The organism is Stenotrophomonas sp. 22385, assembly GCF_052045085.1.
In the GTDB taxonomy this organism is placed as follows: Bacteria; Pseudomonadota; Gammaproteobacteria; order Xanthomonadales; family Xanthomonadaceae; genus Stenotrophomonas.
In genome coordinates this window covers 104,243-117,027 of sequence record NZ_JBQEOG010000010.1, presented here as the reverse complement: position 1 = coordinate 117,027, position 12,785 = coordinate 104,243, and the positions used below count along the sequence as shown (strand labels likewise).

Annotated in this window: 12 protein-coding genes; 8 read left to right on the top strand and 4 right to left on the bottom strand. The window is 66.9% G+C overall.

Annotated elements, in window-relative coordinates; translation table 11 throughout:
- Positions 1-65: 65 nt before the first annotated feature.
- The 4 genes from ACTJI4_RS17075 to ACTJI4_RS17060 form a co-directional block, all read right to left on the bottom strand.
- A complete protein-coding gene (locus ACTJI4_RS17075) occupies positions 66-527 on the bottom strand; it encodes a hypothetical protein (protein WP_440870062.1) in 462 nt (153 codons plus the stop codon).
- Between the two features lie 195 nt (positions 528-722).
- Positions 723-1,451, bottom strand: coding sequence for an aquaporin Z (aqpZ, locus tag ACTJI4_RS17070; RefSeq protein WP_440870032.1), 729 nt, complete (start codon positions 1,449-1,451; stop codon positions 723-725).
- A 61-nt stretch (positions 1,452-1,512) separates the two neighbouring features.
- Complete coding sequence (locus tag ACTJI4_RS17065; protein ID WP_440870031.1) at positions 1,513-2,376, bottom strand: pirin family protein; 864 nt, start codon at positions 2,374-2,376, stop codon at positions 1,513-1,515.
- 290 nt (positions 2,377-2,666) lie between these two features.
- Complete coding sequence (locus tag ACTJI4_RS17060; protein WP_440870030.1) at positions 2,667-4,730, bottom strand: 3-hydroxyacyl-CoA dehydrogenase NAD-binding domain-containing protein; 2,064 nt, start codon at positions 4,728-4,730, stop codon at positions 2,667-2,669.
- A gap of 237 nt (positions 4,731-4,967) precedes the next feature.
- Between ACTJI4_RS17060 and rpoE the strand changes: the two genes are divergently transcribed.
- The 8 genes from rpoE (at position 4,968) to era (ending at position 12,758) form a co-directional block, all read left to right on the top strand.
- Complete coding sequence (gene rpoE / locus ACTJI4_RS17055) at positions 4,968-5,588, top strand: RNA polymerase sigma factor RpoE (RefSeq protein WP_068853630.1); 621 nt, start codon at positions 4,968-4,970, stop codon at positions 5,586-5,588.
- 8 nt (positions 5,589-5,596) lie between these two features.
- Positions 5,597-6,415: a sigma-E factor negative regulatory protein gene (locus tag ACTJI4_RS17050; RefSeq protein WP_440870029.1), complete on the top strand. Its 819-nt coding sequence runs from the start codon at positions 5,597-5,599 to the stop codon at positions 6,413-6,415.
- A gap of 89 nt (positions 6,416-6,504) precedes the next feature.
- Positions 6,505-8,022: a DegQ family serine endoprotease gene (locus ACTJI4_RS17045; protein ID WP_392920490.1), complete on the top strand. Its 1,518-nt coding sequence runs from the start codon at positions 6,505-6,507 to the stop codon at positions 8,020-8,022.
- A 146-nt stretch (positions 8,023-8,168) separates the two neighbouring features.
- Positions 8,169-9,959: a translation elongation factor 4 gene (gene lepA / locus ACTJI4_RS17040; RefSeq protein ID WP_392920973.1), complete on the top strand. Its 1,791-nt coding sequence runs from the start codon at positions 8,169-8,171 to the stop codon at positions 9,957-9,959.
- Positions 9,960-9,983: 24 nt separating this feature from the next.
- Positions 9,984-10,778, top strand: a complete 795-nt coding sequence (gene lepB, locus ACTJI4_RS17035; RefSeq protein ID WP_392920487.1) for a signal peptidase I — start codon at positions 9,984-9,986, stop codon at positions 10,776-10,778.
- A gap of 33 nt (positions 10,779-10,811) precedes the next feature.
- Positions 10,812-11,195 (top strand): DUF4845 domain-containing protein, encoded by a 384-nt coding sequence (locus ACTJI4_RS17030; RefSeq protein ID WP_392920484.1) that lies wholly within the window; start codon positions 10,812-10,814, stop codon positions 11,193-11,195.
- The gene (gene rnc, locus ACTJI4_RS17025) at positions 11,185-11,865 is read left to right on the top strand and encodes a ribonuclease III (RefSeq protein WP_392920481.1); all 681 of its coding nucleotides are present in this window, start codon (positions 11,185-11,187) and stop codon (positions 11,863-11,865) included. Before ACTJI4_RS17030 ends, rnc begins: the two co-directional genes overlap by 11 nt.
- Positions 11,862-12,758, top strand: a complete 897-nt coding sequence (era, locus tag ACTJI4_RS17020; protein ID WP_392920478.1) for a GTPase Era — start codon at positions 11,862-11,864, stop codon at positions 12,756-12,758. The genes rnc and era overlap by 4 nt, the downstream gene beginning before the upstream one ends.
- Positions 12,759-12,785: the final 27 nt, after the last annotated feature.

The following is a 12,785-nucleotide window of genomic DNA, read 5'->3' as shown; positions in this document are numbered from 1 at the left end:
TTTTTTTCTTCTTTCTTCTTTCCCTCCTCTTCCTCTCCCCCCCCCCCCCCCCCCGCTACCGGGTGTCACCGCTCCGCAGCGACCGCCGACGGATTGAGGTTCATCCCCTGCGACAACGTCTGCAGCGTCCGCAGTTCGCTGGCGTCGGCGGGGTACAGCGAAATCTGCGCATAACGGTTCTTGTCGAACTTCACCACGGTCATCCGGCGGGTGGCATACCCCGGCGGCTGCTGTCCGCCCAGGTCGGGCTGGTACCAGTACAAGGACTCACCGGCGAAGGCGCCCTTTTCCTGGCGTAGCGGACGCGCCAGCGGAATATCCGGGTCGCGCCCGGTGAGCATCATCGTCATGACCTCGCGCCCGTCTGCCGCGGTCGCCTTGCAGAGCACGTAGGTAGCCTCGGACTGTTCCTGCCATTGCAGGCCGCTGGTTTCGGGCAGGGTCGGGCATTTGGCCGCCGATTGCGCCGAGGCGATGCCGGCCGTCAGTGACAAACCAAGGAATATCAAAGCGTGCAGGATCTTCATGCGTTCCCCCAAGTGTGCAAGTAGCCGTGCCGTTCCCTGCGGGCGCTTCCGGTGGCCAAGTGTTCCCTGGCCGATGCGCTGCGCATGCCCCATGCGCGTACCGGAAGGACCCGTCAGGTGACGGTCTGGTGATTTCGACCTTAACGGAATGTGACCGGATCTTCAAATAACCGTTTCAAATTTTCCTGAATCCGGCTAGCGGGGTGGGAGATCGGCGCCGATCCACTTGTAGGCGATGCCGCCGATCAGGCCGCCCAGCAGCGGGGCCAGCCAGAACAACCACAGCTGGCCGAGCGCGCCGCTGCCGGCAAACACGGCCACTGCGGTGGAGCGGGCCGGGTTCACGGACGTGTTGGTGACCGGGATGCTGATCAGGTGGATCAGGGTCAGGGCCAGGCCGATGGCGATCGGGGCGAAGCCGGCGGGCGCGCGGCCGTGGGTGGCCCCCATGATGACGACCAGGAACAGGGCGGTGAGCACGACCTCGCACAGGAAGGCGGCCGCGACGCTGTAGCCTCCGGGGGAGAGTGCGCCGTAACCGTTGCTGGCAAAGGCACCGGCCTGGCTGCCGTCGATCTGGAAGCCGGGCGCGCCGGAGGCAATCTGCAGCAGGATGAAGGCGGCCAGCAGGCCGCCCAGCACCTGGGCGACGACGTAGGGCAGCAGGTCGCGCGCGGGGAAGCGGCCGCCGGCCCACAGGCCGACGCTGACAGCGGGGTTGAAGTGGGCGCCGGAGATGTGCCCGAAGGCATAGGCGCCGGTCAGTACCGTCAGGCCGAAGGCCAGGGCGACGCCGAGGAAGCCGATACCCAGCGGGTTGCCCTCCCCGCCGAAGTTCGCGGCGAGGACGGCGCTGCCACAGCCGCCAAGGACCAGCCAGAAGGTGCCGAGGAATTCGGCGGCCACACGCTTGCCCATGCTCATTGAAGATCTCCACGGATGCCCAGGGGGAATCACGTCGGAAATCGGACGTTGCGGCGCGCGCTCAGCGATCCGGCAGTGGAATGAATTCCTTGTCGTCGCCGGGAATGGTGCCGAAAACTCCCGATTCCCAATCGTGCTTGGCCTGCTCGATGCGTTCCTTGGAACTGGAGACGAAATTCCACCAGAGGTGGCGCGGTCCATCCAGGGGTTCACCACCGAGCAGCATGGCCTTCAACGGGGTCTTGGCACGCAACCGGCCACGGGCACCGGCTTCGGGGATGACCAGGTGCTGGGCGGGCAGGTCGACGCCGTCGAGCTGGGCCTCACCTTCAAGGATGTAGAGGGCACGTTCGACGTGGCCGGTATCGAGATCCAGTTCAGCGCCGGGGTCGAGGTCGATGGCGACGTTGAGGGTGTCGGCGAACACGTTCACCGGCGACTCTTCGCCGTAGGCGCGGCCGGCGATGACGCGCAGCCAGGCACCGTTGCGGCGCTGCTCGGGCAGGGTGGCGGCCGCATGGTGGTAGAAGGCGGGTGCGGTTTCTTCGAATTCCTTCGGCAGGGCGACCCAGGTCTGCATGCCGTGGATGGGGTGGTCGTGCTCGCGTTCGACCGGCGGGGTGCGTTCGGAGTGGGCGATGCCGCGGCCAGCGGTCATCCAGTTGACGTCGCCGGGGCGGATCACCTGGTCGGAGCCAAGGGTGTCGCGGTGGCCGATCGCGCCGGACCAGAGGAAGGTGACGGTGGCCAGGCCGATATGCGGGTGCGGGCGGACGTCGATGCCGGCGCCGGCACCCATGACGGCGGGACCCATCTGGTCGACGAACACGAATGGGCCAACGCTGCGCGCCTGGATGCTGGGCACGGCGCGGCGGACTTCGAGGCCGCCGATGTCGTGGACGCGCGGGGCGATGATGGTCGACATGCGGGCTTTCTCGCTGGCGGGGACAGGTCGAAAGGATGGCATGCGGGTCGGCCCGATGCATGGCCCGTTCGGGTAACAGGTTGTTTCGTTTGCAGTGGCGTTACGACCCCGGTATGTACCGACCGTTGGTCGGTACTGCTCTTTGCGCAGTCGTGCATCACGCGAACGGCCCTGGTCTGCGAGTGTCCCAGGCTTGGGCCGGCGGGGGTGGGTTTGCGGGGGGGCGCCGTAAACCCATCCATACAAAAACGCCACCTTTCGGTGGCGTTTCCGCTTCCATCAATCGATTTTTAAATCACCGGTTCGCGCAGCACCGCGGCGTCCCAGCCCGGGCGCGGGGCGAAGCGGTCGCCGTGGCGCTGCTGGAGCGCCTTCAGGCGTTCTACCAGCGCGTCGGCGCCGGTCGCGCGGATGTACTGGATCGGGCCGCCGCGGAACGGGGCGAAGCCGGTGCCGAAGATGACGCCGGCGTCGAGCAGGTCGGCATCGGCCACCACGCCTTCGTGCAGGCAGGCGACGGCTTCGTTGAGCAGGGGCAGGATCAGGCGGTCTTCCAGGTCGGCCGGGGCCTGGTAGTTGGCGGGCACGTCGGGCTTCCGGGCGCGGCCGTTGTCCCACGTGTAGATGCCCTGGCCATCCTTCTTGCCGCGCTTGCCCGGTTCGACGGTCTGCAGGGCCGCGGGGATCTGCAGGCCCAGGAACGGGGCCAGTTCCTTGCCGACCCCGGCGGCGACGTCCAGGCCGACGGTGTCGAGCAGTTCGATCGGGCCCATGGGCATGCCGAACTTGACGGCGGCTTTGTCGATGACCGGGCCGGGCACGCCTTCGGCGTAGGCGGTCGCCGCTTCGAGCATGTACGGGAACAGCACGCGGTTGACCAGGAAGCCGGGGGTACCGGCGACGGGCACGGGGAACTTGCCGAGGGCCTTGCAGAAGGAGGCGAGGCGGCGTTCGGTTTCCGGGGCCATGCCGTCGTGGTGGATGATCTCGACCAGCGGCATCTGCGCGACCGGGTTGAAGTAGTGCAGGCCGGCGAACTGGGCCGGGCGCTGGATGTGGTCGCGCAGCTCCACCAGCGGGATGGAGGAGGTGTTGGTGGTGAGCAGGGCGTCGGCCTTCATGTTCGGCTCGAGCGTCTGGTACAGGCCACGCTTGGCGTCGGCGTCTTCGATGATGGCTTCGATCACCAGGTCGGCCACGGCCACGCCGTCACCGGCGAGGTCGCCCTTGAGGCGGGCGGCGACGGCCGGGCGCTTGCTCTCGTCCCGCACCTTCTTGGCGAACAGGGCCTGGGCGCGTTCGATGGCCGGATCAATGAAGCGCTGTTCGCGGTCCTGCAGCGTGACCTCGAAGCCCTTGTAGGCCGACCAGGCGGCGATGTCGCCGCCCATCACGCCGGCGCCGACCACGTGCACGTGGCGGATGCCGTGATCCTTGCCGCCAAGCGCCTTGAGGCGCTCGGTCAGGAAGAAGATGCGGATCAGGTTGCGTGCGGTCGGGGTGCCGGCCAGCTTGACCACGGCGCGGCGTTCGGCGTCCAGGCGGGCCTGGATGCTGCTGCCACCCGTGCGTGCCCAGGTGTTGATCAGCGCATACGGGGCCGGGTAGTGGTCCTTTTTGGCCTTGCGCGCGACCTGCTTGGCCATCTGCGGGGCGAGCAGCTTGCGAGCCAGCCAGGTGTTGGTGGCCCAGGCGGTCAGGCGCTGCCTGAACGGACGGGTGGTGCCGGACAGGCCCAGTGCGACGGCGGTATCGAGCAGCACGGCCGGGGCAACCACCTTGTCGACCAGGCCGATGTTACGGGCGGCCGATGCCGACAGGTTGCGGCCGGTCAGCATCATGTCCATGGCGGCGGGGGCGCCAACCAGGTGGGGCAGGCGCGCGCTGCCACCCCAGCCCGGGAAGATGCCGAGCTGGGTTTCGGGAAGGCCGATCCGGGTGGAGGGATCATTGGAGGCCACCCGGTAGCGGCAGGCCAACGCAAGCTCGGTGCCGCCGCCGAGGCAATGACCGTGGATGGCCGCCACGGTCGGGCAGGGCAGCTCGGACAGTTTCTGGTATGTGGCCTGGCCGCGGCGGATCGCGTCGTTGACGGTGCCGCGGCGATCGAATTCCTGGAATTCCTTCAGGTCCGCGCCGGCGATGAAACCGGCCGGTTTGATCGACTGCACCACCACCGCCTTGGGCGGGTCCAGCGCCAGGCGTTCAAGCAGATCGCCCAGTTCCAGCAGCACGTCCTGCGACATCGCATTGACGCTGCTGTCGTGGCGGTCGAGGCTGAGCACCACGACACCATCGTCACGGATCTCGGGGTGCCAATGTGAGAAGCGGAGCCCATCGAAGCCTGAGAGCATGGAGTCGTTCCATCCGGTTGTGTATGGAGAAGGGGGCTATGATCCAGAGGTTGTTTCCTCCCCGTCAAATCCCTATAGCTTGGGGGTAGGTGCACCCGGTTCATGGCCGTGATCTGCAACCTTAACGGAACGGTGGTTAAAAGCTGGTACGGCGTGCGGTGATCGGCGCTGAACTTTTCCCGGGATTGGCAGTCTCATTGCCCGACGTCGGTTGGGCTGACAGGAGTGCGGCCCCCCATGGCCGAGGTTGAAACACCACAGGAGCTGGACCTGGAGCTGGTCCGGCGCGTGCAGCGCGGCGAAAGCGCGGCGTTCGATGTGCTGGTGCGCAAGTACCAGCATCGGATCGTCGCGTTGATCGGGCGCTACATCGCCGACTGGAGTGAATGTCAGGACGTTGCCCAGGATACGTTCGTACGCGCTTACCGCGCGATCGGCAGTTTCCGGGGCGATGCCCAGTTCTATACCTGGTTGCACCGGATCGCCGTGAATACTGCCAAGAACCATCTAGCCGCCCACAACCGCCGCCCGCCCACCGATGACATCGAGATCGGGGACGCCGAACAGTTCGACAGCGGCACCCGCCTGCGCGATACCGACACGCCCGAACGCGAGTTGATGCGCCAGGAGCTGGAGCAGACGGTGATGAAGGCGGTATCGGCGTTGCCGGAAGAACTGAGATCGGCCATCACCCTGCGCGAGGTGGAGGGCCTGAGCTATGAGGAAATCGCGCAGAAGATGGGGTGCCCGATCGGCACCGTGCGATCGCGGATTTTCCGCGCCCGCGAGGCGATCGACACTGAACTTCGGCCGCTGCTGGATGTTGGCAGCGCCACCCGCGAGAAGAGCCGCGTATGAGCCACGAGATGCCTGACAAATTCGATGTCCACCACCGCCAGCAGTTGTCCGCGCTTATTGATGGGGAACTGCCGCTGGAAGAGGCGCGGTTCCTGCTGCGCCGGCTGGAGCACGACGAGGACCTGTCCGGCTGCCAGGAGCGCTGGCAGCTGCTGGGCGATGTCCTGCGCGGGCGCGCCTGTGCGCCGGCCCCGCAGGGCTTTGCCGAGCGGATCCAGGCGGCTGTGGCGGCCGAGCCGGCCCCCGTTGCCGCGGCAATGCCGGCGCCGCGCCGGCGCCGGGGCGCTCTGCTGCGTTGGGGCGGCGGAGGCGCGCTGGCCGCCTCGGTGGCCGCCATCGCGCTGTTCATGAGCCGCCAGGAGTTGCCCGGGCAGGCCCCGCTGGAGCAGCCCACCACGATCATTGCCAGCCAGGCGCAGCTCCCGCCGGCCCCGCCGCGTGCGCCGCTGGACACCCGCGGGGTGGCAGATGCCGCCGTGGCCGTGGCTGCCGTGCCGGCGGCCGCCGTGACGGCGCGCCGTGCCAGCGCCACCCGCACCCAGCAGGTGTCCACTCGCCGCGTGGCCAGCCGCAGTGAACCGGTGCGTGCACTGGCCAGCCAGCCTGCACTGGCCCCGGTGGTACCGGCGGCCGCTGCGCGCGCCCTCCCGTTTGGTGAGGTCGGCGCCCTGCAGGCGCGACCATGGCCGCGCGCCACGGTCGGCAGCAGCGGCGCGCTCAATACCAGTTTCTCGCCGCAGGAGCCGCAGGCCGCGTTCTATCCGTTCGAGCCGCGCCTGCAGGAAGAGGTGTCCGGCACGCCGCCGGCACGCCGCGGACGCGACTGACGTTTGCCTCGATTTCCGCCATACAGGCGCTGCATGCGACGCGCAGCGCCCCCATCCCTTGATATTCCTGACCCGGAGGTTCGAGTCTGATGACCGCCCGTATCCGTACGCACGCCATGGCCCTGCTGGCCATCACCCTTCCCTTGGTGGCCTGTGCCCAGTCGCCCAGCCCGAGCGCCCCCGCCGCGGTAGCCGCCGCTCCGCGTGCGCCGGCCACGCCGCTGGTCAGTGGCCTGCCTGACTTCACCAACCTGGTGGAACAGGTGGGGCCGGGCGTGGTCAACATTGAAACCACCATCGTGCGCAGCAACCGCCAGGCGCGCGGCCCCGGTCCCGGCCCCGGCGATGACGAGATGCCGGAATTCTTCCGCCGGTTCTTCGGGCCGGACTTCCAGATGCCCGGCCAGCCCGGCGGCGATGAAGGCCCCAGCATCCGCGGCCGTGGCATGGGCTCTGGCTTCATCATCTCGCCCGACGGCTACGTGCTGACCAACCACCATGTGGTGGCCGACGCCGGCGAGGTGAAGGTCAAACTGGGCGACCGCCGTGAATTCACCGCCAAGGTGATCGGCAGCGACCAGCAGTACGACGTGGCCCTGCTGAAGATCGATGCGAAGAATCTGCCGACCGTGCGGGTCGGCGATTCCAATACGCTCAAGCCGGGCCAGTGGGTGGTCGCGATCGGCTCGCCGTTCGGTCTGGACCACTCGGTCACCGCCGGCGTGGTCAGTGCGGTCGGGCGCAGCACCGGCGGCCAGGACCAGCGCTACGTACCGTTCATCCAGACCGACGTGGCGATCAACCAGGGCAACTCGGGCGGCCCGCTGCTCAACACCCGCGGTGAAGTGGTCGGCATCAACTCGCAGATCTTCTCTGCCTCGGGCGGCTACATGGGCATCAGCTTCGCGATCCCGATCGACCTGGCCATGGGCGCGGTCGACCAGATCAAGAAGAACGGGCGCGTGAGCCGTGGCCAGCTCGGCGCCATCGTCGGCGCCATCACGGGCGACGTGGCACAGGGCTTCAACCTGCCCGACAGCCGTGGCGCGCTGGTCAACGAACTGGTTCCGGGCAGTGCTGCTGCCAAGTCCGGGCTGGAAGTCGGCGATGTGATCCGTTCGGTCAATGGCACCCCGATCAACACCTTCAGCGACCTGCCGCCGCTGATCGGCGCCCAGGCCCCGGGCAGCAAGGTCCGCCTGGGCGTGCTGCGCGACGGCCGCGAACGTGAGATCACCGCGACCCTGACCGAGCTGGCCGAAGACGCGCAGCGCGGCACTGCCGCCCCGGCGGCGGCTGACGCCGCGCCGCAGGCCGGTGCCAATGCCCTGCTGGGCCTGGACGTGGCCGACCTGACCGCCCCGCAGCGCCAGCAGCTGGGGCTGGACGCGGGCGAGGGCGTGCGCATCACCAACGTCAAGGGCGAGGCTGCCCGCGATGCCCGGTTGTCTCCGGGAATGGTGATCCTGCAGGTCGGGCGCACCCCGGTCGGCAGCGTCGCCGCGCTGAACAAGGCGCTGGGGGGCTACAAGAAGGGCGATGTGGTGATGCTGCTGGTTCGCGCCGGCGGCAGCAGTGCCTTCGTGGCGGTCAAGACCGGCCAGTAGGCCCCGCCTCTGCTGCGTTTCCGGGCCCGCTTCGGCGGGCCCGGTCGTATTTGGCCCGCCGGCACGCGGGGAGGGGCCGGCCATGCGATAATGTGCCGTTATCCTGACGACGCGCCGCGCCGCCGCCACCTATGTCCTCTGATTCGATGCGGAACATCCGCAACTTCTCCATCATCGCCCACGTCGACCACGGCAAGTCCACGCTGGCCGACCGCATCATCCAGCTTTGCGGTGGCCTCCAGGCCCGCGAGATGGAGGCGCAGGTGCTCGACTCCAATCCGATCGAGCGCGAGCGCGGCATCACCATCAAGGCCCAATCGGTGTCGCTGCCGTACGTGGCCAAAGATGGCCAGACCTACCACCTGAACTTCATCGACACCCCCGGGCACGTCGACTTCTCCTATGAAGTCAGCCGCTCGCTGGCCGCCTGCGAAGGTGCGCTGCTGGTGGTGGATGCCGCCCAGGGCGTGGAAGCGCAGTCGGTCGCCAACTGCTACACCGCTGTGGAGCAGGGCCTGGAAGTGGTGCCGGTGATCAACAAGATCGACCTGCCCACCGCCGACATCGAGCGCGCCAAGGCCGAAATCGAAGCCGTGATCGGCATCGACGCCACCGACGCGGTGCCGGTCAGCGCCAAGACCGGCCTGAACGTGGTGGACGTGCTGGAAGCCATCGTGCATCGCATCCCGGCCCCGCAGCCGCGCGATACCGACAAGCTGCAGGCGCTGATCATCGATTCCTGGTTTGACAACTACCTGGGCGTGGTCTCGCTGGTGCGCGTGATGCAGGGTCAGATCAAGGCCGGTGACAAGCTGCAGGTGATGTCTACTGGCCGCAACCACCAGGTCGACAACGTGGGCGTGTTCACCCCCAAGCGCAAGGTCCTGCCGGCCCTGCGTGCGGGCGAGGTGGGCTGGGTCACTGCCAGCATCAAGGACGTGCACGGCGCGCCCGTGGGTGACACCCTGACCCTGGCCGCCGACCCGGCCCCGGCGGCGCTGCCCGGCTTCCAGGAAATGCAGCCGCGCGTGTTCGCGGGCCTGTTCCCGGTCGACGCCGAAGACTACCCGGACCTGCGCGAAGCGTTGGACAAGCTGCGCCTGAACGACGCAGCGCTGCGCTTCGAGCCGGAAAGCTCCGAAGCGATGGGCTTCGGCTTCCGCTGCGGCTTCCTCGGCATGCTGCACATGGAAATCGTGCAGGAGCGTCTGGAGCGCGAATACAACCTGGACCTGATCAGCACCGCGCCGACCGTGGTCTACGAGGTCCTCAAGACCGACGGCAGCATCATCAACATGGACAACCCGGCCAAGCTGCCGCCGGTGAACATGGTGACCGAGATCCGCGAGCCGATCATCCGCGCCAACGTGCTCACTCCCGAGGAGTACATCGGCAACATCATCAAGCTGTGCGAGGAAAAGCGCGGCAGCCAGATCGGCATCAACTACCTGGGCAGCCAGGTGCAGATCAGCTACGAGCTGCCGATGGCCGAGGTGGTGCTGGACTTCTTCGACAAGCTCAAGTCGGTCAGCCGCGGCTATGCTTCGCTGGATTACCACTTCGTGCGTTTCGACGCAGGTCCGTTCGTCCGCGTGGACGTGCTGATCAACGGTGACAAGGTCGATGCGCTGTCGCTGATCGTGCACCGCAGCCATGCCGACCGGCGCGGCCGCGAGCTGTGCGAGAAGATGAAGGAACTGATTCCGCGGCAGATGTTCGACGTGGCCATCCAGGCCGCCGTCGGCTCGCAGATCATCTCCCGCACCACGGTCAAGGCCATGCGCAAGAACGTGCTGGCCAAGTGCTATGGTGGCGACGTTTCGCGCAAGAAGAAGCTGCTGGAGAAGCAGAAGGAAGGCAAGAAGCGCATGAAGCAGGTGGGCCGCGTGGAGATCCCGCAGGAAGCCTTCCTCGCCGTGCTGCAGATGGACAAGTAAGGCTCCCGTTCCCAAGGACACTGCATGAAACTGTTTGAAATCCTGCTGGTCGTACTGACGCTGGCCTCGGGCCTGATCCTGCTGGCCGACAAGCTGTACTTCGCCAAGCGCCGCGCGGCGCGGGCCGGCCTTCTGGACAGCGAACCGGTACTGGTGGACTACTCCCGGGCATTCTTCCCGGTGCTGGCCATTGTGCTGGTGGTGCGCAGCTTCATTGCAGAGCCGTACAAGATCCCGTCCAGTTCAATGATGCCGAACCTGCTGATCGGCGATTTCATCCTGGTCAACAAGTTCGCCTATGGCCTGCGCCTGCCGCTGAACAATGCCAAGATCGTCCCGATCGGCGAGCCGGCGCGCGGCGACGTGGTGGTGTTCCACTTCCCGGGCCACGCGGAGAACGACCCCAACAAGGGCGAGAATTTCATCAAGCGTGTGATCGGCATCCCGGGTGACGAGATCGCCTTCCAGGGCGATGGCGTCATCCTCAACGGCACCCCGCTCAAGTATGAGAGCAAGGGGTTGTATGCTGGGCACCGTGGCCAGGGGGAGGGCGCCTCACTTCTGGTGGAGCACCTGCCGGGCCGCACCCATACCGTGCTGGAGACCGATTACCCGCGTGGCGAGGGCCAGTGGACCGTGCCGCCGGGCAAGTACCTGGTGATGGGCGACAACCGCGACAACAGCGATGACGGCCGTTTCTGGGGCCTGCTGCCGGAGGAAAATCTCCGCGGCAAGGCGTTCCTGATCTGGCTGAACTGCTCGGGCTGGTTCTGCAAGGATGGTTTCGAGCCGTCCCGCATCGGCACCGGCATCAACTGATTCCATGACAACCGCGTATCTGGGGAGAACGCAATGAAGAGAATGAGCACGCAGCGTGGCATGACCCTGACCTCGTTCCTGATCGTGCTGTGCGCGGTCGGATTCGTGCTGTACATCGGCATGAAGCTGTTCCCGATGTACTCGGAGTTCTATGCGGTGAAGTCTGCCCTGAAGGGCGTGGCACAGGAACCGGGCGTGGCCAACAAGGAGCCGGGGCAGGTACAGGAAATGTTCTTCCGTCGCCTGTACATCAATTATTCCGAAACCGTGAAGCCGTCCAACGTCAAGTTCGAACGCGTCAGTGGTGGTTGGAACATGAAGGTCAACTACGAAGTCCGTCGCCCGCTGATCGGCAACCTCGACGTGGTTGGAAAGTTTGAAGCACACCAGGAATTGACCCTCAGCGGTGCCGACTAAAACCTATCAACGTGGTGACCGCATCGGTCACGCTTTCCAGGATCCGGGCCTGCTGCAGCAGGCCCTGACGCATCGCAGTGCCGGCACGCCCAACAACGAGCGGCTGGAGTTCCTCGGCGACAGCATCGTCAACATGATGGTTGCCCAGGCGCTCTACCAGCGCTGGCCGAAGGCTGACGAAGGGGCGCTGACCCGCGCCCGCGCCGAGCTGGTGCGCGAGGGCGCGCTGGCGGTGATCGCCCGCGCACTGGAGCTGGGCGAACGGCTCACGCTGGGCCCGGGTGAAATGAAGTCCGGGGGGCATCGGCGCGACTCGATCCTGGCCGACGCGCTGGAAGCTGTGGTGGCCGCGATCTACCTGGATGCCGGCTTCGCCGCCTGCCAGGCCGTGGTACTGCCCTGGTTCGGTCCTTCCATGGAGGCGCTGCCGGCTACCGGCAAGCCCGAAAAAGACCCCAAGACCCGCCTGCAGGAATGGCTGCAGGGCCGACAAAAGGCGTTGCCGGTGTACGAATTGGTGTCAGAATCAGGCGACGATCACGCCAAGACCTTCCGGGTGCGCTGCGGCGTAGCCGATCCCGCTGTCAGCACCGAAGGCGAAGGTGCCTCGCGACGGCTGGCCGAACAACAGGCGGCAGCTGCCGCCCTCGAGCAACTGGATTCCAAGTGAGCGAAGCAATTCCCCATCATTGCGGCAGCGTGGCCGTCATCGGGCGCCCCAACGTCGGCAAGTCGACCCTGACCAACGCCCTGGTGGGCGCCAAGGTCAGCATCGTCTCCAACCGGCCGCAGACCACCCGCCACCGGTTGCTCGGCATTGCCAGCTATCCGGAAGGCCAGCTGGTGCTGGTGGACACCCCCGGCCTGCACCGCGTGCAGAAGCGCGCCATGAACCGGGTGATGAACCGCGCCGCGCGCGGCTCGCTCGAGGGCGTGGATGCGGGCATGCTGGTGATCGAGGCCGGCCGTTGGGACGAAGAAGACACGCTGGCGTTCAACGTCCTCAGCGACGCCGGCGTTCCGGTGGTGCTGGTGGTCAACAAGGTAGATCGCCTGAAGGACAAGGCAGCCCTGCTGCCGTTCCTGCAGCAGGTCACCGAAGGTCGTACCTTCGCCGCCGTACACCCCATTTCCGCGCAGAAGCGCAACGGCCTGGACGCGCTGGTGCGCGACCTGCTCAAGCTGCTGCCCGAAGCCCCGCCGATGTTCGGTGAAGACGAAATCACCGACCGCAGCCAGCGTTTCCTCGCCGGCGAACTGGTCCGCGAGCAGCTGATGCGCCAGCTCGGTGAAGAGCTGCCGTACGCCACCACGGTGGAGATCGAGCGGTTCGTTGAAGACGGCAACCTGCTGCGCATCGGCGCGGTGATCTGGGTCGAACGCGAAGGCCAGAAGGCGATCGTGATCGGCAAGGGCGGCAGCCGCCTGAAGGACATCGGCGCCAAGTCGCGCATGCAGATGGAGCGGCTGTTCGACGCCAAGGTGTTCCTGGAAACCTGGGTCCGCGTGCGCGAAGGCTGGTCGGACGACGAAGCCGCGCTGAAGGCCTTCGGCTACGAGTAAACCCGGCAGGGTTGCTGCTCAACGCCC